Source organism: Lujinxingia sediminis (assembly GCF_004005565.1).
GTDB lineage: Bacteria > Myxococcota_A > Bradymonadia > Bradymonadales > Bradymonadaceae > Lujinxingia > Lujinxingia sediminis.
Map to the genome: position 1 here is coordinate 1 of NZ_SADD01000022.1, position 24,147 is coordinate 24,147.

General features: G+C 63.5%; 14 protein-coding genes. 9 read left to right on the forward strand and 5 right to left on the reverse strand.

All coding sequences use genetic code 11. The features are described 5' to 3' along the window. The first annotated feature begins 349 nt into the window (after nucleotides 1-349). The gene (locus tag EA187_RS19755; protein ID WP_127781418.1) at nucleotides 350-2,998 is read left to right on the forward strand and encodes a fibrinogen-like YCDxxxxGGGW domain-containing protein; all 2,649 of its coding nucleotides are present in this window, start codon (nucleotides 350-352) and stop codon (nucleotides 2,996-2,998) included. A 361-nt stretch (nucleotides 2,999-3,359) separates the two neighbouring features. Next, a complete protein-coding gene (locus tag EA187_RS19760; RefSeq protein WP_127781419.1) occupies nucleotides 3,360-6,098 on the forward strand; it encodes a fibrinogen-like YCDxxxxGGGW domain-containing protein in 2,739 nt (912 codons plus the stop codon). Nucleotides 6,099-7,247: 1,149 nt separating this feature from the next. On the opposite strand, the gene EA187_RS19765 is transcribed toward EA187_RS19760, so the two are convergent. The 4 genes from EA187_RS19765 to EA187_RS19780 all read right to left on the reverse strand — a co-directional run bounded on the left by EA187_RS19765 (nucleotide 7,248) and on the right by EA187_RS19780 (nucleotide 10,939). Next, the gene (locus tag EA187_RS19765; protein ID WP_127781420.1) at nucleotides 7,248-7,889 is read right to left on the reverse strand and encodes a hypothetical protein; all 642 of its coding nucleotides are present in this window, start codon (nucleotides 7,887-7,889) and stop codon (nucleotides 7,248-7,250) included. 271 nt (nucleotides 7,890-8,160) lie between these two features. Beyond that, entirely contained in the window at nucleotides 8,161-9,222 is a 1,062-nt protein-coding gene (gene darG / locus EA187_RS19770) for a type II toxin-antitoxin system antitoxin DNA ADP-ribosyl glycohydrolase DarG (RefSeq protein ID WP_127781430.1), read from the reverse strand. A 5-nt stretch (nucleotides 9,223-9,227) separates the two neighbouring features. After that, nucleotides 9,228-9,896 carry a type II toxin-antitoxin system toxin DNA ADP-ribosyl transferase DarT gene (gene darT, locus EA187_RS19775; protein WP_127781431.1) on the reverse strand — a complete coding sequence of 223 codons (669 nt, stop codon included), beginning with the start codon at nucleotides 9,894-9,896 and terminating at the stop codon, nucleotides 9,228-9,230. Continuing rightward, nucleotides 9,896-10,939, reverse strand: coding sequence for an AAA family ATPase (locus tag EA187_RS19780; protein ID WP_127781421.1), 1,044 nt, complete (start codon nucleotides 10,937-10,939; stop codon nucleotides 9,896-9,898). Before EA187_RS19780 ends, darT begins: the two co-directional genes overlap by 1 nt. A 466-nt stretch (nucleotides 10,940-11,405) precedes the next feature. Between EA187_RS19780 and EA187_RS19785 the strand changes: the two genes are divergently transcribed. Genes EA187_RS19785 through EA187_RS19805 form a run of 5 tightly spaced genes read left to right on the forward strand, consistent with a single transcriptional unit; the run spans nucleotide 11,406 to nucleotide 19,530 of the window. After that, nucleotides 11,406-12,908 (forward strand): type I restriction-modification system subunit M, encoded by a 1,503-nt coding sequence (locus tag EA187_RS19785; protein ID WP_127781422.1) that lies wholly within the window; start codon nucleotides 11,406-11,408, stop codon nucleotides 12,906-12,908. Then, nucleotides 12,898-14,187 carry a restriction endonuclease subunit S gene (locus tag EA187_RS19790; protein ID WP_127781423.1) on the forward strand — a complete coding sequence of 430 codons (1,290 nt, stop codon included), beginning with the start codon at nucleotides 12,898-12,900 and terminating at the stop codon, nucleotides 14,185-14,187. Before EA187_RS19785 ends, EA187_RS19790 begins: the two co-directional genes overlap by 11 nt. A 7-nt stretch (nucleotides 14,188-14,194) precedes the next feature. Continuing rightward, nucleotides 14,195-17,371 (forward strand): type I restriction endonuclease subunit R, encoded by a 3,177-nt coding sequence (locus EA187_RS19795; protein ID WP_127781424.1) that lies wholly within the window; start codon nucleotides 14,195-14,197, stop codon nucleotides 17,369-17,371. Then, nucleotides 17,368-18,168, forward strand: coding sequence for a M48 family metallopeptidase (locus EA187_RS19800; protein WP_127781425.1), 801 nt, complete (start codon nucleotides 17,368-17,370; stop codon nucleotides 18,166-18,168). The genes EA187_RS19795 and EA187_RS19800 overlap by 4 nt, the downstream gene beginning before the upstream one ends. A gap of 60 nt (nucleotides 18,169-18,228) precedes the next feature. Further along, nucleotides 18,229-19,530, forward strand: a complete 1,302-nt coding sequence (locus EA187_RS19805) for a pentapeptide repeat-containing protein (protein WP_127781426.1) — start codon at nucleotides 18,229-18,231, stop codon at nucleotides 19,528-19,530. Between the two features lie 35 nt (nucleotides 19,531-19,565). Here EA187_RS19805 and EA187_RS19810 read toward each other — a convergent pair whose 3' ends face one another. Further along, a complete protein-coding gene (locus EA187_RS19810) occupies nucleotides 19,566-20,042 on the reverse strand; it encodes a helix-turn-helix domain-containing protein (protein ID WP_127781427.1) in 477 nt (158 codons plus the stop codon). A gap of 978 nt (nucleotides 20,043-21,020) precedes the next feature. On the opposite strand from EA187_RS19810, the gene EA187_RS19815 reads away from it, so the two are divergent. Continuing rightward, nucleotides 21,021-21,818, forward strand: coding sequence for a hypothetical protein (locus EA187_RS19815; protein WP_127781428.1), 798 nt, complete (start codon nucleotides 21,021-21,023; stop codon nucleotides 21,816-21,818). Nucleotides 21,819-22,311: 493 nt separating this feature from the next. Next, on the forward strand, nucleotides 22,312-23,922 hold the full coding sequence (locus EA187_RS19820; protein ID WP_127781429.1) for a DUF7151 family protein: 1,611 nt from the start codon (nucleotides 22,312-22,314) through the stop codon (nucleotides 23,920-23,922). The last annotated feature ends 225 nt before the right edge of the window (nucleotides 23,923-24,147 follow it).

Consider the following 24,147-nt stretch of genomic DNA (forward strand, 5'->3'; position numbering starts at 1 on the left):
CGGGTTCGCGATGGCGGTCGATTCGTGTGGGCGGTGGGGGGGTCGCGCTTTGTGGTTGGGTGGTTGGGTGGTTGGGTGGTTGTGGGGCACCGAGGTTCGCGATGTGGGTCGATTCGTGTGGGCGGTGGGGGGTTCACGCGAACCCAAAGATCCGAGCGCATCCAGGGCGGGGCTGACAAGGAGGCTGGGATGAAGCTGTAGCAACGCTACCGCGAATCCCAGACGACGCAGTCAGCGTCGTCCTGGTGCGCTCGGCACCGAGCGATGGATTGACCCCGCTACCAATCCTGGTGCATGTAACACCATGTTATAAATCAACGTTGGGCCCACCCACCTGCCGAGGCTGCCGATGGTCCTGTATCCCTCCCCCGCTGCGCGTACACGCTTCGCCATACTCATGGTGACAGCCCTCACCGCGCTGAGCGCCTGCGGCGACAACGCCGACACCTCCCCCACCGAGGCCCTCCGCGGCGATGGCGCGAGCTGCGAGCGCGACGTCGAGTGCGAAAGCGAGTTCTGCCACCCCTCCGAGGGCCTCTGCGCCCAACCCTCCTGCGGCGACGGCGTGGTCAACACGGCGGCCGGAGAAGCCTGCGACGACGGCGGCGAGTCCGAGGCCTGCAACGCCGACTGCACCGCGGCTCAGTGTGGGGACGGCGTCGTGAATACGGCGGCCGGAGAAGCCTGCGACGACGGCAACACCATCGACACCGACGCCTGCACCAACGCCTGTGAGTTGGCCACCTGCGGCGACGGCGTCGTCCAGGCCGGAGAAGCCTGCGACGACGGCAATGACATCGACGACGACGCCTGCACCAACGCCTGCACCCTCCCCACCTGCGGCGACGGCATCCTGCAGGATGGCGAGGCCTGCGACGACGGCAACCCCCTCGACACCGACGCCTGCACCAACGCCTGTGAGCTGGCCACCTGTGGCGACGGCTTTGTGCAGCCCGGCGAAGGCTGCGACGACGGCAACACCATCGACGACGACGCCTGCGCCAACGCCTGCGCTCTCCCCACCTGCGGCGATGGCATCGTCCAGGCTGGCGAGGCCTGCGACGACGGCAACGCCGTCGACACCGACGCCTGCCTCGCCACCTGCGTGGTCGCCACCTGCGGCGACGGCGCGGTGCAAGACGGCGTCGAGGCCTGCGACGACGCCGGCGAATCCGAGACCTGCAACGCCGACTGCACCGTAGCCGAGTGTGGCGACGGCCAGGTCAACACCGCCGCCGGCGAAGCCTGTGACGACGCCAACGCCATCGACGACGACGCCTGCACCAACGCCTGCCAGCTGCCCTCCTGCGACGATGGCGTCTTAAACCAGGACGAGCTCTACACCGACTGCGGCGGCGCCACCTGCGAGAGCTGCAACGATGGCGACGCCTGTTTCTCCCATAGCGACTGCGACTCCGGTCATTGCGCCTACGCTCAGTTCTGCGCGCCCCATCCCGTCAGCTGCCTCGATCTGTTGCTCAGCGGTACCACCACCAGCGGCGTCTACGGCATCGACCCCGACCAGGATGGAATCCTTGAGGACGTCTACTGCGACATGGACACCGACGGCGGCGGCTGGACGCTGGTCTCCTCCAACCGCCGCCTGACCCCCTACGACCATGCCTCCCCCTACTACGGCTCGCTTGCCACCATCGATCCGCCGGACGCCCACCCCGGCGTCTGGTCCGGGTTGCGCTCCGTCGTCAACCTCACCGGCGATATGCGCTTTACCTGCAAAGTCGACGCCGCCACCCAGGGCCCCTCCTTCGACGTCGACCTCTCCTTCTACGACGTCTCCTGGTACCAGACCATCACCGCCGGACTCGCCGACGGGAACACCTGCTTTGAAACCCTGGCCGAGTCCGACCACACCGGCCCCTGGAATCGCCGCAATAACCTCACCGGTGAGTTCAAACCCGATACCGACGCCTACGACTCAGGTCGAATGGTCGGCGAGGACTCCTGCGGCGACGCGGGAGACTTCACCGTGGACTTTGACGACCGCGGCGTGGGCGGCAACCCGACCGACGGCACCGACTGGGGCAAGGCCGATGGTGAAACCAAATGCGCCTCCGTTCAGGACGTCGACGAGGGCGTCTGGCACATCTGGAGCCGGGAGACCACCTGCTTCGACGGCCGCCAAAATGGCGACGAAATCGACCTCGACTGCGGCGGCTCCTGCGCCCCCTGCCAGGCCGGGTCGAGCTGCAACGTCGATGAAGACTGCGCCTCCGCGATCTGCGACACGGGCATGTGCATCGCTCCGCACTGCACCAATGGCGTTCAGGACGGCGACGAGACCGACCTCGACTGCGGCGGCTCCTGTGCCCCCTGCACCTCTGGCGAGCAATGCGCAAGCGACGCCGACTGCGGCGGCGCCACCTGCTCCCCCGCCAACATCTGCGAGGCACCCACCAGCTGCCTCGACCTGCTCCTTGACACCCCCGGCCTGCCCGATGGCGAGTACATCATCGACCGCGACGGCAGCGGCCCGCTCCCCCTCACCCGGGTCTACTGCGACATGACCAGCGACGGCGGCGGCTACACCATGCTCAAGCTCAAAGCAGACACCAACCTCTACATCTCCCAGCTCGGGCCCCTCTGCGCCTCCCACAACATGCAGCTGCACATCCCCCGCTCCCCCGACCACCTCGCCGCCACCCTCGCTCTGGCCCGAAACCCCGACGTAGGCCCCGACGCCAACGACCGCTACGTCCGCTTCTTTGGCATCTACTCCGACTACAACCCCGCCAACTGCGCGTATCAACCCTTCAACAGCTCCAACCCCGACTGCGACTGGCACGCCAGCGACAACGGCCCCTTCTGGATCTCCGAACGCACCGATATCGGCGCGCCCACCGATGTCGGCACACCCTTCCTCAACCACTATCTGCTCTACGAGTGGTTCCCCAACGGCGACCTCCGCACCTACTCAAATACCTTCTATTCCGCCTCCTCCGACCGCTTCATCTGCCAGGTGGGGGATAAGCGGCCCTGAGCGCCCGGGTTCGCGATGGGGGTCGATTCGTGTGGGGGGTGGGGGTTCGCGCTTTGTGGTTGGGTGGTTGGGTGGTTGTGGGGCGCCACGCTTCACGACGCTGGTCGATTCGTGAGCACGGTCAGGGGTTCTCGCACACTAAAAAACCCGAGCGCATCCAGGGCGGGGCTGACAAGGAGGCTGGAATGAAGCTGTAGCAACGCTACCGCGAATCCCAGACGACGCAGTCAGCGTCGTCCTGGGGCGCTCGGCGGGCGCTCGGCGGGCGCTCGGCACAGACATTCTTGACCGAAAAAACCATCAATGCGACATTTTGTAACTCCATACTTGAACATACCTACCCCCAGGGAGGGAATTTAACATGCGTGTGTATCCGTCCGGATCGATCAAAACGCCCTGCGCGGCATTCCTTCTGCTGGCGCTCATCGCCTTGAGCGCCTGCGGCGACAACGCCGACACCTCCCCCACCGAGGCCCTCCGCGACGATGGCGCGGCCTGCGAGTTGGACGCCCAGTGCAACAGCGACTTCTGCCACCCGGCAGAGGGCCTCTGCGCCCGGCCTACCTGCGGCGATGGCGTGATTCACGAGGGTGAAGATTGCGACGACGCCGGCGAATCCGAGGCCTGCAACGACGACTGCACCCTCGCTCAGTGTGGCGACGGCATCGTGAATGCGGCCGCTGGAGAGGCCTGCGACGACGCCGGCGAATCCGAGGCCTGCAACGACGACTGCACCCTCGCTCAGTGTGGCGACGGTGAGGTCAACGCGAGCGCTGGCGAGGCCTGCGACGACGGCAATGCGATCGACGACGACGCCTGCACCAACGCCTGTGCCCTCCCCACCTGCGGCGACGGTATCGTCCAGGAGGGCGTCGAGGCCTGCGACGACGGCAACACCCTCAACACCGACGCCTGCACCAACACCTGCGAGCTCCCCACCTGCGGCGACGGCATCGTGCAGCCCGGCGAAGGCTGCGACGACGGCAACACCATCGACACCGACGCCTGCACCAACGCCTGCGCCCTGCCCACCTGTGGCGACGGCGTCGTCCAGGATGGCGAGCAATGCGACGACGGCAACGCCATCGACACCGACGCCTGCCTCTCCACCTGCGTGGCCGCCTCCTGCGGCGACGGCGCGGTGCAAGAGGGCGTCGAGGCCTGCGACGACGCCGGCGAATCCGAGACCTGCAACGCCGACTGCACCGTAGCCGAGTGTGGCGACGGCGTCGTTAACATGAGCGCCGGGGAAGAATGCGACGACGCCAACGCCATCGACACCGACGCCTGCCTCTCTACCTGCGTGGCCGCCTCCTGCGGTGACGGCATCGTCCAGGAGGGCGTCGAGGCCTGCGACGACGCCAACGACGTCGACAACGATGGCTGCACCAACGCCTGCCAGCTTCCCTCCTGCAATGACGGCATCCTAAACCAGGACGAAACCGACACCGACTGCGGCGGCACCACCTGTAACAGCTGCAACAATGGCGATGCCTGCACCTCCCATAGCGACTGCGCCACCGGCCACTGCGCCTACGGCTTAACCTGCGCCCTCAAGCCGGTCAGCTGTCTCGATCTTTTGCTCGGCGGCACCACCGAGAGCGGGGCCTACGACCTCGCTCCCGACCAGCATAGCATCCGCGGCTCGATCTACTGCGACATGACCACCGACGGCGGCGGCTGGACGCTCGTCGCCTCTTCCTACCATTTCGCCCCCGACGATGAGGAAGACCCCGGCGTCACCTCGGCACTGAACACACTCGACGGGACCAGGGTTGGTTCTGGCCTCTGGGGGGGGCTGCGCTCCGTCGTCGATGCCACCGGGGATATGCGCTTTACCTGCAAAGCCGACGCCTCCACAGAGGGCCCGACCTTCGACGTCGACCTCTCCTTCTACGACGTCTCCTGGTACCAAACGATCACCACCGGCACCGACACCGACTCCTGTTTTGAAACGGCAAACGGCGGCTACACCGGCCCCTGGAATCGACGCAACAACCTCACTGGTGAGTTCAAACCCGATACCGACGAGTACAACACCGGCGCTATGGTGGGGGAAGCCACCTGTGGCGATATAGGCACCTTCACCGTTGACTTCGATGATGGGGGCGCACAAGGCGACCCGGAGGATGGCACCGACTGGGGGAACAGTCACTATGGTCGTAGATGTGGCCACGAGTTAGGTCCCCTATCCTACGGCATCTGGCATGTCTGGAGCCGCGAGACCAACTGCTTCGACGGCCGGCGAAGTGGCGATGAGGTCGGTATCGACTGCGGTGGCTCCTGCGGCCTCTGCCAGACCGGGGCAAGCTGCAACGTCAATGAAGACTGCGCCTCGGCGCTCTGCGACGAGGGCCTGTGCATCTCTTCGCACTGCACCAACGGCGTCCAGGACGGCGACGAGAGCGACCTCGACTGCGGCGGCTCCTGCTCCCCCTGCTCCACTGGCGAGCAATGCGCAAGCGACGCCGACTGCGGTGGCTACATCTGCACCCCCGCCAACACCTGCAACGGGCCCACCAGCTGCCTGACGCTGCTCAATGAGACCTCCGGCCTCCCCGATGGCACCTACACCATCGACCGCGACGGCAATGGCCCCCTCGCCCCGGTCGAGGTCTACTGCGACATGACCAGCGACGGCGGCGGCTACACCTTCCTCAAGCTCGACCCCGGCTACCGCGGCTTCGCCTCGGAGGCCGAGGACATCTGCGCCTCCCACAACATGCAGCTCCACATCCCCCGCTCCCCGTCCCACCTCGCCGCCACCATCGCCCTGGCCCGAAACCCCGACGTGGGCCCCGACGCCCACGACGACTACGTCCGCATCTTTGGCATCTACCCCAACGTCAACGGTGCAGCGTGTCCCTACCAGGCCTTCAACAGCACCAACACAGGCTGCGCCTGGCGCGCAAGCGACCAGGGCCCCTTCTGGATCAGCAACCGCACCGACATCGCCGAGCCCAGCGGCGACAACATTATTAACGGCTCCATGGGCTACACCTGGGACAGCAATGGTAACCTCATCGGCTACAACGACGTTGACGGGCTTGGCTACGCCACCAACCGCATCATCTGCCAGGTGGGGGATAAGCTGCCCTGAGCGCCCGGGTTCGCGATGGCGGGCGATTCGTGTGGGGGGTGGGGGGTTCGCCTCTTCATGTGCCCCCCAACCCGAGCGCATCCAGCGCCTTCGATAGCAAGGAGGCTGGGATGAAGCTGTAGCAACGCTACCGCGAATCCCAGACGACGCAGCTAGCGGAGCGCTGGGGCGCTCGGCACCGAGTGTATCCAGGGCGGGGCTGACAAGGAGCCAGGAGGAGCGAGTAGCTTTAGCGCAGCGACACAGTCAGCGTCGTCCTGGGGCGCTCGGCACGCTACTGCGAATCCCAGACGACGACGCTAGCGGAGCGCTGGGGCGCTCGGCACCGAGTGCATCCAGGGCGGGGCTGACAAGGAGCCAGGAGGAGCGAGTAGCTTTAGCTACGGCGACGACGCAGCGACACAGCCAGCGTCGTCCTGGGGCGCTCGGCACGCTACTGCGAATCCCAGACGACGACGCTAGCGGAGCGCTGGGGCGCTCGGCACCACATGACGAAGCGCTCGACACACCATCCTGCCACTCAACACCACACGACGAAGCGCTCGACACACCTTCCCCCCGCTCAACACCACGCGACGAAGCGCTCGACACACCTTCCCCCCACTCAACACCACACGACGAAGCGCTCGACACACCTTTCTTTTACGCAACACCCTACGACGAAGCGCTCGACACACCTTCCCTCCACCCAACACCACACGACGAAGCGCTCGACACACCTTTCTTTTACGCAACACCCTACGACGAAGCGCTCGCCATACCGGGTTCACTCGCCACAAGCCTCGCCGAGGGCTTCGCCAGAGGTGTTTTATCCGCCGCAAGCCCCGTCGACCGCCTCGCCAGAGGTGCTTTATCCGCCGCAAGTCCCGTCGACTGCTTCGTCGCGTCGGCTTGAACCGCCGCATGCCACGGCGAGCCGGTCAGCGCGTGCGTTCAACGCAAACGACCGACGTCGAAGCGAACGACGCACCGGTTTTAAAATGAAAGAGAGGCGTCGAAGCGCATGAGGGCTGGGGGATCGGGGGTTCGCGACGTGGGGAGGTGCGGGTGGGGGGTAGGTGTACGCGCTTTGTGGTTGGGTGGTTGTGGGGCGCCCGGGTTCGCGATGGCGGGCGATTCGTGTGGGCGACGGGAAAACGAACTCCCTTCCTAATCCCTAAAACTGCGAAGCCGCACCTGCCGCCCTTCAAACTCCGCGGCAAAAACAGCGTCATGGTCAACCAGCACTTTCACAAACGCCCACACCTTATCCGCCGCCTGGCCACCCACCTCGCCAATCTCGCCAGATACAGCCTCTCCGTGCGCCGCTGTGGTCCACGCCTCCTTAAGGCGCGAGAGGGTCGTCGCAATCGCCAACGCGAAAGTATCCCCTCCGGACTCCTCGTCAGGAACCTGCGGCGGCAACTCCAGCTCAAACCCGGACGAACCACCCGCCCTATCCACAATGCGCAGCGAACGCTCTTCGCCCCTCGGAAGACGGCCTCCCTCCATCGGCTCGTCGGCCATCAAACTGGCCCTAACTGCATCCACCGCATCAACAAACGCCTTGAGTGCGGCAGCACCAAACCCCGCGTCCATCGAACGCATCCCCTCCACCGGTGCCCCTCCAAACACGATCGAAAGGGATTTCGCCTGCGGCAGATGCTCGATCTCCGCCAGACGATCCCGAACGTCGGCCAGACGCCGCTCCAACTGCAGGCGCTCAATAACCTCATCCTCGCGCAACTCGCGAAGAAAGCGCGTGAGCGTGCCGATCTCAGTGCGCAAAAAGCGCTCATCCTGTGACGTCATGGGGGTTTCTCCGGGGGTGACGATGACCTGCACGTTGGTGGGCTTTGCCTCTTCGTGCGCCCCCCAACCCGAGCGTATCCAGGGCGGGGCTGACAAGGAGCCAGGAGGAGCGAGTAGCTTTAGCTACGGCGACGACACAGCGACGCAGTCAGCGTCGTCCTGGGGCGCTCGGCGCCATGTGCCCCCCAACCCGAGCGCATCCAGCGCCTTCGATAGCAAGGAGGCTGGGATGAAGCTGTAGCAGCGCTACCGCGAATCCCAGACGACGCAGCTAGCGGAGCGCTGGGGCGCTCGGCACCGGCAGCCACCCTTTGCTCTCAAGCGTCTGCTGCGCGATCTGAATCTGACGCTCGCTGAACATCTGCTTGCGGGAATTCCAGGCATGAACTGCATCCACAAGCGCCCCCGCCTCGCTAATCCCTTCCTGCGTCATCACCCAGTGAACCGTCGCCAGCAGCTCCATCCCGAACGTGGTTTCAAAGCCCGTCACCAACTCCGACACACGCTCGAACCTTTCAACTGTGTCCGGGTGTGCTTTAAGAGCCTCTCGCGCCTGCTCGACAACACCCGGCACAAGCTCAAGAGCCTTTTCTGGCTCGTCTCCTCCGTCGCCGTAACCTGTCAGCATGTAGCCCTCGATCGCAGCAAGCACATGCCGCAGATTCTCGGCATAGGGGCCGTAGTGACTTTTGACGTACTTCAAACGCAAAGGCTCGCCGGCCTCCTGAGCAAAATACATCAGCTTATGAAGCTCCAGCAGGGAGATGGAGGGATCCATTAAGCCGGCGAGGTAGCGCTCGAAAAGACCGACAAGCACGGCACGGCCTGGAGTCATCTCAGGAGCTTTTCGAGTCGTGGCCATCTTCGCAGATTGTCCTTCTTTATGCGGCTCAAATACCACGACCCGCACATCTGAGAGGTCCGCGAACGCCCGCTCGATCAAAGGACGAACATCTTGCCAGTCCAGCCCTCCGAGACCACAGCCAAGCGGCGGTATCGCAATCGACGTAATACCCCGCTTTTGCACTTCCGCCGCCAGAGCGACGAGCCCTTCTTCGATGTCCTCAATACGACTCTTCGAGCGCCAATGCCGTTTGGTGGGGAAGTTAATGATGAAGCGCGGAGGCGTCAGCAACCCGGTTTCAAATACGAACATATGACCCGGCACGACCTCATTACGCTTACACGCGGCCGCATAAACCTTAAAATTTTCCGGATACATGCGTTTGAACTGAGCAGCGATACCGCGCCCCATGACACCAACGCAGTTCACCGTATTCACAACAGCCTCGGTGTCGGCTTTGAGAATATTTCCGCGAGTGAACTCCATAATTAACCTCAAAAGTACCAGCTCGGCATGACCGAGACGTTCGGTTGATGATGAGCAGTTGCCAGTTGTGCCCGGGTCGTGGCGACAAGAGAGTCAGAGGCAACTCCAATCCGTTGCACCAGGTGCCAGGGGAAGCTGTCCTCCAGAAGAAACTCGGCCTGTTTCGCTTCTTTCACCTGATTGCCGCTCGGCGTAATCGATCCCGTGGCGAAATTAGTCGACTTGATCGCGTCCCAGTCAATCTCGTCAAGGCTGCTCAAGCTATCTCGAAAGGCCGCGTACACCGCTCCCGCATTCGCTAGACTGAACGCCCAGCGGCGATTATTCCCCTCAGCCCAATCCACGACAGCACAAAAATCTGCCTCGAGATGAACAATGGGCCCTTGCCCTCCTCGATACGTCAGATCGGGATGATTCCGACAATAGATCAAATAAAGCATGATCGAACGCGGGCAAAAATAGAACGGAACGCAGTCGCCCACGTTAAGACCGGGCTGACACGCGACGGGCAAGGATAAACGCCGTTTTTTGATATGGCTCATGCCAATATTCGCAACAGGTCCACCCTGTTGGATCATGGTGGCATCGCTAATGAGCCCTCCACTGGCGATGATCGCCGGTAGATTATTCACGTGCGTGATGTGATAGATTTTCGGCTCTGACGGGGGGACACTCATCAAGACCTAACCTCCACCTCACCACGAAGCATCGCCTTCGCGCCCTCTCTCGTCCTTTTTGCAAAGATAAGCTCGCGCTCATCCAACGCCCCCACAAGCCCCGCCGTCTCCAACCGCGTCGTATCCTCCAACAACGCGTCCTTCGCGGCCTGCTCGCAGGCTCGCGCGAGCTCAGCGTGACTCAAGCCCTCGGCGCTGGCGCTCGCGGCAGACCAATCGATGGCAGATGTATCCAACAACGCCAACCGCGCCTTCATAACCTCGGCGGCGACATCGGGCGTGGGCAGCTCATATTCAAGCGCCGCATCAAAGCGGCGGAAGACCGCCTCATCGAGAAGTCCCACATGGTTGGTCGCACCGATGACCAGGCTGTCCGAATCGTCCAGCTCCAAAAACTGGAGGAAGGAGTTGAGCACGCGCCGAATCTCGCCAACGTCATTATCCCGGCCCCGCTGGCTGCCCAGCGCGTCGAACTCGTCGAAGAGATACACGCCGCGCGTCTCTGCGATTGCCTCAAAGACAAGACGCAGTTTCGCCGCAGTCTCGCCCATATACTTGGTGATCAGACCGTCGAGTTGAATCGTGAATAGAGGCAGCCCGAGCTCGCCAGCGAGCGCCGACGCGCTCATGGTCTTACCGGTGCCGGGCGGGCCGACGAGAAGCAGCTTGCGCAGGGGCGAAAATCCGTGCGAGCGCAACCGTTCGCGCTGCTTCTGCTCGCGGATCACCCGATCCAGCCGCTCGGCAAGCGCGGGGCTCAACGCCATATCCACAAGGCGCGTCTTCGGATAGCCCACGCTCAAGAGGCCCGCGAGCTCTCCCCGAGGTTGGGTCAGCGGCACCGGGCGTGCAGAGCGTGATGACGAAGGCGCTTTCGCCTGAACTTTGGCTTTGTCAACCAGCTCCCGGAGCTCCTGCGCGAATTTGCCATGACCCGAGCGCGCCGCCTGCGCCGCGACCTGCATCGCCACCGCATAAAAACGCGTATCGTCACCCTCCGAGTGGGAGCGAATCAGCGCTTTGATCTGGTCGGCTTTGGCCATGACGTCTTCCGGGTTCAGACACTACTTCAGTTCGGTAACTTCGCGAAATCTCAAGCAAATGCGCATCATGCACGACATCTTTGAAACATAGAAACCTGGCCCATCATGCCAGCTCGACGATCCACCGTCATCTCGTATTAAACCATCGTGCGACGAGTCCAACGAGCGCCTTAGCATTTCGTACGGGGCGCAGCCAACCCCATGACTCGACCTCTTTTCCCCCCTATCCGATCAACCTCCCTCCTTCATTTTACCAATGTTCTACGTTACAACCTGTACTCCCCGCTCCACCCATCTCCGCAACACCACGGAGCCGGATCAACACACGCACCACCCCACATCACCCGAGCGCATCCAGGGCGGCGTCTGGCAAGGAGGCTGGGATGAAGCTGTAGCAGCGCTACCGCGAATCCCAGACGACGCAGCCAGCGTCGTCCTGGGGCGCTCGGCCCCTCCGGACGTCCCCATGACCGATACCAAACTCCCCGACATCACCCTCCCCCTCCTTGAGCGCCACCTCTGGAAATCCGCCGACATCCTGCGCGGCTCCATCGATGCGGCCGACTACAAGCACTACATCTTCGGGCTGCTCTTTTATAAGCGGCTCTGCGACGTCTGGCAGGAGGAGTACGACCAGAGCCTCGACGAGTTCGGCAACAAAACCCTGGCCGCGATGCCCGAGGAGCACCGCTTTCATGTGCCCCCGGGCAGCCACTGGCACGAGATTCGCGAGAGCTCGGTGGATATTGGCGAGCGCCTCAACGTGGCGTTTCGGGCGATTGAGGACGCCAGCCCCCGGGTCAAAGGCGTCTTTGCCGACGTGGACTTTGCCAACAAAGAGCGCTTCCCCGACGCCCTCATCGAAGCGCTGATGGCGCATTTTGAGGAGCTCGGGCCCCTGACCAACGCGCGGGTCGACGCCAACATGCTCGGCGACGCCTACGAGTACCTGATCGCGCAATTCGCCGACGACGCCGGCAAAAAGGGCGGCGAGTTTTATACGCCGAAGCAGGTGGTCCGTTTGATGGTGGAGATTCTGCGGCCTGAGCCGGGCATGACCATCTACGACCCGGCGTGCGGCGCCGGCGGCATGCTGCTCGTCTGCTGGAAATACCTGGTCGAGCAGGGCCAGAACCCCAAAAGCCTCTCGCTCTACGGCCAGGAGAAAAACCTCAACACCTGGGCCATCTGCAAGATGTCGCTCCTCCTCCACGACATCGACGACGCCCGCGTCATGCGCGGCGACACCCTCCTCGACCCCAAACTCCTCGACGACGCGGGCCGCCTCCAGCAATTCGATATGGTGCTCGCCAACCCGCCCTTCTCACTCAAAAACTGGGGCAACAAGGTCTGGAAAGAGGGCGACCCCTTCGGCCGCGACGTCTACGGCGTGCCGCCAAAAAGCTACGGCGATTTCGCCTTCATTCAGCATATGGTCGCCAGCCTCAAACCCACCGGGCGCATGGCCGTCGTCGTCCCCCACGGCGTGCTCTTTCGCGGCGGGGCCGAGGGTAAGATCCGCACCAAACTCCTCCAGGCCGACCTGATCGAAGCCGTCATCGGCCTCGGCAATAACCTCTTCTATGGCACCGGCATCCCCGCCGCCATTGTGGTCATCAACAAACAAAAAGCCCCCCAGCGCCGCGAGAAGGTGCTGATCGTCAATGGCGAAAAACACATCGCCGAAGACAAAACCCAGAACTACCTCACCGACGACCACGTCGCTCGCCTCGCCGCCGCCGTCCACGACTACGAGGATCAAAACCTCCTCGCCAGGGTCGTCGAGCTCAGCGAAATCGCCGACAACGACTATAATTTAAACCTCTCCCGCTACGTGCAGACCGACCCGCCGCCTCCTCCCATCGACGTCGACGCGGAAGTGAAAAAGTTGCGGGAGTTGACCGCCAAACGAGATGCGGCCGAAGCGCAGATGAACGCGTATCTGGAGGAGTTGGGTTATGGTGAATAAGGTGCCGGAGGGATGGAAACCAGCGGTTATCAGCGAAATTGCTGACATTAATCCTAAACGGTCACTGCCTCGCAGTGGCGAAATTCCATATTTGGAAATGGCTGCCTTGAGCACTGAAAGCCCCTCCCCCCATTATTTAGGAACAAAAGCTGCGGGTGCCGGTGGGTCAAAATTCACGAATGGTGACACGCTTGTGGCGCGAATCACTCCCTGCGCTGAAAATGGAAAAGGTGCCTTCGTCCAATGCTTACCTGAGGGGCAAAATGGTGTCGGCTCCACCGAATTCATCGTTTTGTCGGCCAAGCCCAACATCACCGAACCCAAATACATTTATTATCTCACGAAACGCCCGGATATCCGTCATTATACAATCAATCGGATGAGAGGCACCTCGGGTCGTCAGCGGATACCCTATTCAGTATTCGATGAAATATCGATCGATGTCCCCCCCCTCCCCGAACAAAACAAAATCACCGCCATCCTCTCCAGCGTCGACGAGGCCATCGAGGCCACCGAGGCGGTCATCGAGCAGACCCGCACGGTCAAGAAGGGGCTCCTCCAGGAGCTTCTGACCCGGGGCATCGGCCACACCGAGTTCAAGAAGACGGCGATCGGGGAGATTCCGAAGTCATGGGCTGTTAAACAAGTTCGTGAAACTGGTGATGTACAATTAGGAAGACAACGATCTCCTAATTTCACAGAAGGCAATACGCTTCCATATCTTCGCGTCGCCAATGTCTATGACGGTTATATTGATTACACTGACGTCAAAGAAATGAAATTCACGTCCGATGAGACAAAACAGTACTCTCTACTTCCAGGAGACGTCCTGTTAAATGAAGGGCAAAGCATAGACCTAGTAGGAAGAAGCTCCATTTACGACGGCATGATTTTCGACACATGTTGTTTTCAAAACACATTAATACGTTATCGCGCCGGAACAAACTCAACACCGGAATTCATGCAAGCGGTATTCTCTTATCTGCAATATTCTGGTGTGTTTTCCTCCATTGCCACACAAACAACATCTGTAGCTCACTTGGGAGGCACAAGGTTTTCGAAATTAAAAATACCAGTACCGCCAAAATATGAGCAAATCGAAATAGCAAGAACCCTTAACAGCATCAACAACAAAACAAACAATAAAACCTTAAAGCAACTTCAAATACTCAAACGCGGCCTCCTCCAAGACCTCCTCACCGGAAAGGTCCGCGTCAACACCCTCGACCTCCCAGCCCTCTTGAACGCCGAGGCTCCCGCCGAGGCCCTGGCCGAGTGACTTAAGTATGAGTGAAGAAAGCGCCGTCGAACTCCCGGGCCTGCGATTTCTGGAGTCGCTGGGCTACACCGAGCTGAGCGCCGCCGAGGTGAACGCGCAGCGGGAGAGCCTTGAGCGGGTGGTGTTGAAAGACACGCTCGTCGACGCGCTGGTGCGCATCAACGCCATTGGGCGCGCCACGGCGCTGAGCGTCTGCAACGAGCTCGCGGGCCTGGGCGATAACGAGGCCTGGTTTAAGCGGCTGCGCGGGCAGTACTCAAAGATGGTACCTGGCGAGTCGACCTCGAAGACGATTCGCCTCCTGGACTTTGAGCGGCCGCAGAACAACACCTGGGGGGTCACCCGGCAGTTTTATGTGCGCGCCGGCGGCAGGGTGATCGAGGCCGACCTGGTGGTCTTTGTGAACGGCATCCCGCTGGTGGTGATCGAGGCCAAAGACATCACCGTGGGCGTTGGCAAAGGCATCGCGCAGATCCGCCGCTACGAGCAGGATGTGGAGGCGCTCTTTGCGCCCAACGCCTTCAACATCGCGACCACCGGTGCCACGCTGCGCTACGGTGCCACGGGCTCGCCCCTGCAATACTGGTTCGACTGGCCGGAGTCCACGATTCCCGGCGAGCCCTTCGCCAGAACCCAGGCCATGGAGCGCGGCTTCACCGAGCTTCTGACGCCGGCGCGCCTCCTCGACCTCATCGCCCATTTCATCGTGTTTGAGCGCGACGCCACGGGCCAAAAGGTCATCAAAAAAATCTGCCGCTACCAGCAGCTCCGCGCCGTCAACAAGATGGTCGCGCGCGTCATCGAGGGCGAACACCGCAAGGGGCTGATCTGGCATACCCAGGGCTCGGGCAAGTCGCTCACGATGGTGTTTGCCACCCTCAAGCTCAAGTTTCACCGGGGCATCGAGCACCCACAGCTCAAAAACCCCAACATCCTGGTGATCACCGACCGCAACGACCTCGACGCCCAGATTTCCAGTACCTTTGCGGCCTGCGGGCTGCCCAACCCGCGCCACGCCCGCTCCTCGGCCGAGCTGCGCGCGCTCATCGACCAGAAGAGCCCCGGGCGCGTGATCACCTCCACCATCTTTAAGCTCGACGGCGACGACCCACGCCTGCAGGGCGCCACCCTCAAAGCGCGCCAGGACGCCGCCGCCCGGCTCGCTGCCCCCGACAGTTCCAACTGGATCGTGCTCGTCGACGAATGCCACCGCACCCAGGAAGCGTTGTTGGGCGCCTACCTGCGCGCCACCTTCCCCGAGGCCTTTTTCTTTGGCTTTACGGGCACCCCCGTCAAAAAGAACGACAAAGACACCTACGCCAATTTTGGCGCCCCGGGTGAGGGCTATCTCGACAAATACGGCATCGACGAGGCCGTGCGCGACGGCGCCACGGTGGAAGTGCGCTACACCGCGCGCCTCCCGGAATGGCACCTGGACGACGCCGCCCTCGACGCCGCCTTCGAGCAGGATTTTGCCCACGAAGACGACGCCACTCGCCGCAGACTCAAAGAGCGGGGCGCGCAGCGCAGCGACCTTGCGCGCCTTCCGGCCCGCATCGCGCAGATCGCCGCCGACATCTGGCAGCACTTTCGCACCCACATTCACCCCGACGGCTACAAAGCCCAGATCGTCACCGTCGACCGCAAGGCCGTCGCCGAGCATAAGGAGGCGCTCGATGCCGTGATCGCCGCCTGGTACGTCGCCGAGCAGGGCCTCTCCGAATCCGAGGCGCGCCTTCGCGCCACCGGCCACAGCGCCGCCATCTACTCCGCCAACGCCAACGATCGCGGCGAGGTGCTGGAGGATGAGGAGCTACGCGGGGTGGTGCGTTTTCAGCTGAGCGAGGCGGAGCAAAAAGACGCCATCAAACGCTTTCGCGACCCCGACGATCCCCTCTCCTTCCTCATCGTCTGCGACAAGCTCCTCACCGGCTTCGACGCCCCTGTCGAGCAGGCGATGTACCTGGACAAGCCCCTGCGCGACCACAACCTGCTTCAGGCCATCACCCGCACCAACCGCCGCTATGGCGACAAACCCTACGGGCTGATCGTCGACTACTTTGGCGTGTCCAAAAACCTGCAAGACGCCCTCTCGGCCTACCGGGCCGACGACGTCAAAAACGCGATGCGCCCCGAATCGGGCCTTCACGACGAGCTGCGCGACGCCCACCGCGAGGTCATGGCCATGATCGACCCCGGCGTGCGCTCGAATGCCCTCCACGCCGTCCGGGCGCTGGGCAGCCTCGACCGCTATTACGACTTCTGCCAGCGCGCCAAAACCTTCATCGCCCTCTACGCCGCGCTGATGCCCGACCCCGTCGTCATCCCCTACGCCCCGGACTTCAAACTCGTGGGGGCCATGATCCCGGTCGGCAAAATCGAGTGGGAGCACGAAGAACCCGATCTCGATTTCGCCCATTACAGCGCCAAAATCCGCCAGATGCTCGCCAACCACGTGGAGGTCACCGGCATCCGCCAGCTCTGCACCCTGCGCCCCTTAAGCGACCCCCGCTTCTGGACGGACTTTAACGACCCCGACGCCGAGGACTCCCGCGACCTGCACACCGCCGCGGTGCGCAAGACCGCCGAGCTCAAGAAAATCATCGCCGAAAAGCTCGCCGAAAACGCCGAGCGCTACGCCAGTTTTAGCGAACGCCTCAAAGAGCTCATCGCCCAATTCCAGCTCGGCCTCTTCGACGACGCCGACAAACTCGACGCCCTCGAATCCGTCGCCCGCGACCTTCAGGCCGAAGACGCCGCCCACCAATCCTCTCGCCTCAGCGAGCGCGCCTTCGGCATCTGGTCCATCCTCAAAACCACGGTCGCACACGACGCCGACGCCAACCCTGACGACGCATCTCCGACCGAGGGTCAGGCCGACGCCCCACCCACCGAGGGCCACCCGACCGAGGGTCAGACCGAAAGCACCTCCTACGCCGAGGCCTACGCCGACGGCACCACCCACGCCCAACGCTTAACGGCGCTCGAAGCCCTCGCCGCAGACATCGCCGCCCTTTATCAGTCCGACGAACTCGCTACCATTCGCTGGCAGGAGAAGGGCTCGGTGCGCCACGAGCTGCGCAAACGGGTGCGCCACATGCTCCTGCGCCACGACGTGCCCCGCTGGGAGGAGCTGCCCGAAAAGATCGAGACCTTTGCCCTCAAGCATTTTGCGAAATCATGAGCCCCACCGCCCCCCCACATCCCGAACATGGCCTGTCGGAACATGGCGAGCTGAAGGTCGGCGAGTCGACGATCCCCTACAGCGTGCGGTTGAGCGCGCGCGCCACGAAGAAGCGCCTGGAGGTCACCCCCACCGGCGTCGTCGTCATCGCCCCCCAGGACACGCCCGCCAGCGGCCCCGGCAGCGTCGAGGCCTTTTTGCTCCAAAATCGCCGCGCGCTCTACCAGGCCTACAGCGAGCTGCAACGCCGCGAGGCCCTCGACACCACCCTCCCCCAGACCTGGGAGCGCGGCGCCAAACTCATGTACCGCGGCCGCAACCTCATGCTCGAAATCCATGAGGCCGACGTCCCAAACGTCCAGATCCGCTGCCCCAGCCGCTTCCACGTCGAGGTGCCCCGAGGCTTAACCCCCGCGCGCCGCCGCGCCGCCCTGCGCCACGCGTTTCATGCCTGGTTGCGCAGTCGGGCTTTGAAGGACGCCCGCCACTTCTGCGCCCACTACGCAGCCCGGTTGGGCTCGGAGTTCGCGGGTGCCGAAGTGGAACTCGGCGACTACCAACATATGTGGGGAAGCTGCGGCAAGGACGGCGTCCTGCGCATCCACTGGCGCTTGGTGCAGGCACCGAGGGTCGCGCTGGAGTACGTCTGCGCCCACGAGGTCGCCCACCTCCGCCACCGCAACCACGACCCGGAGTTCTGGGAGACGTTGGGAGGCCTGATGCCCGATTGGAACGCGGCGAAGGAAGTGTTGGAGAGGTGGGAGAGGGAGAGGTTTGGGGGTGGGAGGGAGTTGTGAGGGTTTGATAGGGTGTGGGCTCTCCCCATCTGGCGTTCTTACGCAAACGAAGGTCCACACATGACTCTCGTACCCTTTTTTAAAGCCGTATTCGTCGGCGTACTCGCCACCACACTCGCCTGCACCCTCCCCAACGACTCGGCCAATCCCACTCCGACCGAACCTCCCCAAACGACACAACCCCAGCCCTCGGCCGCCCCCGACGAGCCGCCATTTTTTGACCCGGCACTAAACTCCACCGACCCCGACGCCCTAACCTACAGCCGCCTGAGCATGCAAAGCGACATGCATTACGGCCTCTTCCTCCACCAATTTGACCTGCAACCCGCAGAGGTCACTCGCCACGAGATCGACGGCCCGACCGCCTGGGATCTGCTGGTGCAACACCGCCTGAGCACCTTTTTCGACGACGCCTACAACGACTACCTGCGTCGCCTCCTGGAGCGCCCTGACGCCCGCGCCATCTACTTTGAAACAGCGCCCGGCGAGGATCGGCCGACCGGCGGTATCTTCATTCCCTCGCCGGACCCGCAGAGTTTTGAGGTGGCGCCGAGCGCCGCAAGCCAGAACGGCGCGTTTTTGATGCTCGGCATCGGCCTGAGCGACACCGCGACTTCAAGCACCGACTCCCAACCCGCGTCCCCTCCCCCGGAAGGCGCCCCGCAACATGATTACCCGTCGCTCACGCAAGGTGACTGGGACGAATTAAAAGACACCGACGGCACCCACCTTGTCCTCGCACACGGCAAAAGCTGCCGCGCCTCCGCTGGCCTCCTCTCGGAGCTCGACGCCCTCTTAAACGCCCACCAACGCACCTCGGCCTTGCGCATTGACCACGGCGCCGCCATCACCGGCCCCACCCTCGATGATCTCGTCGCGCGCCGCATGTTCCCCACCCTGCTCGTCCTCCACGATGGCCGGGTCGTTGACGTGCACGTCGGCGTCGGAAGCCACCTCCGCGCCCGCCTGGCCCATCTCCTGGTCCGCAACGACCTCGTCGACGCCGACGCGTTCGGCGACGCAGCCGACCCTACCGCCCCCATCAACGATGGCCAGGCCGAGGCCCTTGAGCCCGAGGTCTGGCGCCGCCGCATCAGCGTGCTGCGCCACTGGTCCGCCCATGATTTCAGAAACGCAAACCTTGCCGGGATCCGCCTCTCCCACGCCGCGTTGACCGGCTCGTCTTTCGTGGGTGCCGATCTCCGGGACGCCGATCTCCGCAACGCGGTGCTTTCCCATGCGGACTTCAAGGACGCCAACCTCGAAGGCGCCGACGTGGAGGGTGCCCTCTGGTACCGCACGATCTGCCCGAATGGTTCGATGAGTGAGGACTACGGCGGGATGTGTGAGGGGACGTGGTGAGGCCCCGGCGGGCCAGGACGAAGCTGTCGCAGCGCTCAGGCCCCGGCCACCTGCGACTCCGCCCCCTCCCCACCCGACGCCTCCGGTAGAATCGGACGCTCAAAAAAACTCCGCAGCTCCACCCCCATCGCATCCAACACACGACTCGCCCGATCCACGGTAATGCCGTGGTACTCGTTTCGCTCATCGCGCGAGACCTGCGACTCGTGCACCTCAAGACGTCTGGCGAGCTCACGTTGGGTGAGGCCCCGCGCGATGCGCAGCGCGATTAGCATGGAACCCAGCCCGTGCAGATTGGAAAGCTCACCGAGGTCGCCGCGCTTCAGGCGCTCGTAGCTCCGCACCTCCTCCTCCAACTGCAGATGAAAGGAGCGCAGCGGGTCGAGCGCGCGTTTGAGCTCCTCGTCGTTGAGGCCCATCCCTTCGAGACGAGCACGGTGCTCTTCGAGGCGCTTCTTCTCTTCTGCCTGGCGAGTGAGCGCTTTTTGATAGTCAGACTCATTGCGAATCATCGTGCACCTCCGATGTTTTTGAGCGAGATCGGGCCGTCGCCCCTGGACCGGCACGCTTGTTTGCAGTCCTCGGCTGCCTGACGCCGTGATCGTGCAGCGCTGGCAACACACGGCCCCTCCCTAAAAACTGCGACGGCTTGACATATATGTCAAACTCGACGGAGTCGTCGATCGAGAGGAGCCTCGAATCCAAGGTCGACACCACCTCCCCACCCCCTCCAACCATTTTAAGCCGCCCTCCACACCACACGCCCCCTCCACCCCGGGCATTTTTCGCCGCCCTCAACACCCCGCGCCGCCACCCACCGGGCACTTCGCCCCACCCTCGACACCCCACCGCCCCCCCCCCCGGGCATGTTGACCCACCCTCGACACCCCACCACCCTACCCCCCGGGCACCTCGCCACGCCCTCGACACCGCGACCTCTTAGCTCAGCGACCTCCGCGCCGCCCTCGACACCACACGGCGATGCCCCGACCGCCTCAAGCCCGCCCTCGACACCGCGCCGCCCTACCCACCGGGCACCCACTCCCGGGGTCGACACCCTCCCGCGCTGCCCCCCGGCCACGCGCCCCGGCCCTCGACACCCTCGCCGGATGCCCCCGGGGCAACCCCTTGCGCCATCAAGGTTGACCGGGCCTTAAGAGTTTGGCACTTCTGGGTCATCGGTTCTTAGAGTTTGTACGTTTCGCATCACCCCTGTCTGCCAGGGGGGGTGTAGGATGATTTTTGTGTTTAGCGCGCGCGCGATCCCTCCATCGCCACACGCCATCATGCAACGATCATTTCAACCTGACTGGCATGTTTACAGACACGATGGTGCGAGACGCGTTGTATCGAAGAATCGAGAGTTTTTGCTGTCCTGCGTTTCTATGCATGGTGCATGGCGCGACGATCAGGACACTTTCATGGACTCTCGTCTCGCTGGCAGCAGCCGATATTCGGTGGCGAGGCAACGCACTCGAAGGAGCACCACCATGTCGATCTCGTATTTAACCAGCGCCGCGATGATTGCGGTGGGTCACGACCTGCTCACCAACCCCTCCAAGCTCAGCATCCTGGAGCGCGACACGCTCACCACGGCGTACATCGAGCCCCTGCGGGAGGTGCAGAAGGAGCTCGTCGTTCTGACCACCGACGACGGCGAGGTCAAAGCGCGGCTCAAAGACGTCTCGGAGGAGCTGGCGGGCCAGGACCAGATTCACGACCGACTCGCCCGCGGCATCTACCGCGGCCTGGAGTGCGCGGCCGACCTGGCGGCGACGCCCGAGGGGGCCGAGCCCTACGTCCGGGTGCGGGAGCTGCTCTTCCCCCAGGCGCTCGCCATCAACACGCTCGGCTACATGGAGCAAGGCGGCAACGTGCTGGCGGTCCAGTCCCGCGCCACCCCGGCGGTGCGCGAGGTCCTGCGCTCGGTCTGCGTGGGCGCCCACACCATGGAGGAGGCCTTTGATGCCTGGGTTGCCAACGGCGAAGCGATGAGCGCGCTGGTCGCCGAGCGCGCCTCCTTAAGCGGCGATGACGACGACACCCGCGTCTCCGCCGGCGACCTGCATCAGGCTCGCCTGCGCTGGATGCGCGTCGTCAAGGCGCTCGTCGCCGCCCTCGACATGCTCGCCATCGACGAGGACGAGCGCCGCCGCCTGCTCGCCACGCTCCACGAAGCCGAAATCCGCGCAACCAAAGCCCGGGAGATCGAGGTGGCCGGTCGTGAGAAGGGTCAGGAGGAACCCGAGGTGCCCGAGGTGGGTGGGGATGTGGAGGAGCCCGTATAAGCGCCACGTTCCATACCCCCGGGTTAGAAAAGGGGCACGGGCGAGCGTCCGTGCCCCTTTGTTTATGCGGGTGTGGTTGTGGGGCGCCGGGGGTTCGCGATGGCGGGCGATTCGTGTGGGGGGTGGGGGGTTCGCTTTGGGGTTGGGTGGTTGGGTGGTTGGGGGTTGTGGGGCGCACGGGTTCACGATGCTGGTCGATTCGTGTGGGCGTTGGAGGGTTCCCGCACAATAAAAAACCCGAGTGCATCCAGGGCGGGGCTGACAAGGAGCCAGGAGGAGCGAGTAGCTTTAGCTACGGCGACGACGCAGCGACACAGTCAGCGTCGTCCTGGGGCGCTCGGCGGGCGCTCGGCACTGCACCTCTTTACAAGATTAAACAACCTGCTTACCCTCCGCCCATCGCAACGCAGGATCACCGCGATTTATGGGTGCTCAGCGCCTGGCAGGGGTCCCTCCGCTGCAGCGCAGCACTAGACGACACATGGAGGCATGTATGGGCACGAAAAGAACGACGTTTGTCGCGATGGCGGCATGGCTGCTTGCCGCCGGTTGCTCCGGCTCTGAGGGAACCGTCGGCGCGCCCGGAGAGGCCGGGGCCGACGGGCTGAGCACGCTCGTGGCAGCCTATCCGGAGGCGGCCGGCGAAAACTGCGCCGAGGGGGGCCAGCGCATCGCGTTTGGTCGGGATCTCAACGCGGACGGGGAGCTTGCCGAAGAGGAGATCGAAGGCTCGACCTACGTCTGCAACGGCACCTCCGGTGAAGATGGCGAGTCGGGAGCCCGTGGCGAGGACGGCGCCACAAGCCTGATCGCGACCAGCGAGGAGCCCCCTGGCGGGTTCTGTGAGTTCGGCGGTCTGCGCGTCGATTACGGCGTCGATACCAGCGCCGACGGAGAGCTCGACCCCGACGAGATCACCGGCACCGATTACGTGTGCAACGGCAGCGACGCCCCCGAGACGCTCTTTGAAATCAACGATGAGCCAGCCGGTCAGAACTGCGCGGCCGGAGGTCAGCGTGTGGACGCGGGGCGCGATCTCAACCGCAACAGCGCGCTGGATGAGGCGGAGATCGAGTCGACGAGCTTCCTCTGCAACGGCGTCCATGGCGATCCCGGAGCCGACGGTCTCAACGCCGGGGTGCTGCTCACCGATGAGCCCGCAGGCGTCAACTGCGAGTGGGGAGGCCAGCGCATGGATGTCGGCATCGACCAGAACGCCAACGGTACGCTCGACGAGGCAGAGATCGAAGACACCGTGTATTTTTGCGACAACCATCAGGGCGTCACCCTCAGCACCCAACCCGACCTGGCGACGGTCTTTAACAGCCCCGACCACTGCTACTTCTACGCCAACAACCTTATGAGTGGCATCTGGCATCGGGAATCCAACCGTATCATCCGCGGACACTTCAACTCCCCGGGCTACAATTCCCACCTGGCCGAAACCGAAGGCCACTCCCCGTGGCCCGCCAACGACACCGATGCCACGTACAATCGCCTTGTGCATGCCCCGATGACCGACGTGGTCGTGCGCAGCGTCAATGCACAGTATCCCGCCCAGGCCGACAGCATTCTGGTCGGGTCGATCGACGCCCGGGGCCAGCTCGGTGGTTTTGAGCCCGCCGTCTTCAGCGACGGCTTCTCCGGCAACTGCAACCTCTTCTCGGCCAGCCCATCCGAGTTTCTCTGCTTCGATGGCACCCGGATTCGTCACTACGAAACGACGCGCGGCTCGGCCGAGCTGACCTTCGTCAAAAACGTGGCGCTCTCAAGCCTGCCCGGCAACGTCTGCGAGACACACTGCTATGGGGGCACCTTTGCCTGGGACGGTGCCTACTACTACTTCGCGTCTGCGGGCTCCAGCAACGTCAGCCGCGGCTACCTGGCTTACGACGCGACAGGCGTCCTCGATTCAACGCATACCGCCTCCGGCAATGGCACCATCAACGCCACCTACTTCGATTGGTCCGTGGGCCGCTACGCCATTTATGACGGCTTCGGTGTACGCAGCGGCGTGAGCAACTACTCCTGGGTCGGCGGTGGCACCGACGAGGACAGCCAGTGCTACAGCGCCCCCTCGCCCTACCATGCGAACACCCACTAAAAGGGGCCGGTAAACGTAACTTAAAACGTAAGACTAAAGGTCGGGGCGAGTGCCCCGGCCTTTTGTGTATGCCCCCCAACCCGAGCGCATCCGGGGGTTTGCGATGGCGGGCGATTCGTGTGGGGGGTGGGGGGGTCGCGCTCTGTGGTTGGGTGGTTGGGTGGTTGTGGGGCGCACGGGTTTGCGATGTCGGGCGATTCGTGTGGGGGGTGGGGGGTTCGCTTT

What these genes read in the sequence shown, in the direction of transcription:
- EA187_RS19765 (WP_127781420.1), bottom strand. Translation starts at nt 7,889, where the DNA reads ATGACGTCACAGGATGAGCGCTTTTTGCGCACTGAGATCGGCACGCTC.
- EA187_RS19795 (WP_127781424.1), top strand. Translation starts at nt 14,195, where the DNA reads ATGAGTGAAGAAAGCGCCGTCGAACTCCCGGGCCTGCGATTTCTGGAG.
- EA187_RS19810 (WP_127781427.1), bottom strand. Translation starts at nt 20,042, where the DNA reads ATGATTCGCAATGAGTCTGACTATCAAAAAGCGCTCACTCGCCAGGCA.
- darT (WP_127781431.1), bottom strand. Translation starts at nt 9,896, where the DNA reads ATGAGTGTCCCCCCGTCAGAGCCGAAAATCTATCACATCACGCACGTG.
- EA187_RS19815 (WP_127781428.1), top strand. Translation starts at nt 21,021, where the DNA reads ATGTCGATCTCGTATTTAACCAGCGCCGCGATGATTGCGGTGGGTCAC.
- EA187_RS19760 (WP_127781419.1), top strand. Translation starts at nt 3,360, where the DNA reads ATGCGTGTGTATCCGTCCGGATCGATCAAAACGCCCTGCGCGGCATTC.
- EA187_RS19780 (WP_127781421.1), bottom strand. Translation starts at nt 10,939, where the DNA reads ATGGCCAAAGCCGACCAGATCAAAGCGCTGATTCGCTCCCACTCGGAG.
- EA187_RS19755 (WP_127781418.1), top strand. Translation starts at nt 350, where the DNA reads ATGGTCCTGTATCCCTCCCCCGCTGCGCGTACACGCTTCGCCATACTC.
- EA187_RS19800 (WP_127781425.1), top strand. Translation starts at nt 17,368, where the DNA reads ATGAGCCCCACCGCCCCCCCACATCCCGAACATGGCCTGTCGGAACAT.
- EA187_RS19785 (WP_127781422.1), top strand. Translation starts at nt 11,406, where the DNA reads ATGACCGATACCAAACTCCCCGACATCACCCTCCCCCTCCTTGAGCGC.
- EA187_RS19820 (WP_127781429.1), top strand. Translation starts at nt 22,312, where the DNA reads ATGGGCACGAAAAGAACGACGTTTGTCGCGATGGCGGCATGGCTGCTT.
- EA187_RS19790 (WP_127781423.1), top strand. Translation starts at nt 12,898, where the DNA reads ATGGTGAATAAGGTGCCGGAGGGATGGAAACCAGCGGTTATCAGCGAA.
- EA187_RS19805 (WP_127781426.1), top strand. Translation starts at nt 18,229, where the DNA reads ATGACTCTCGTACCCTTTTTTAAAGCCGTATTCGTCGGCGTACTCGCC.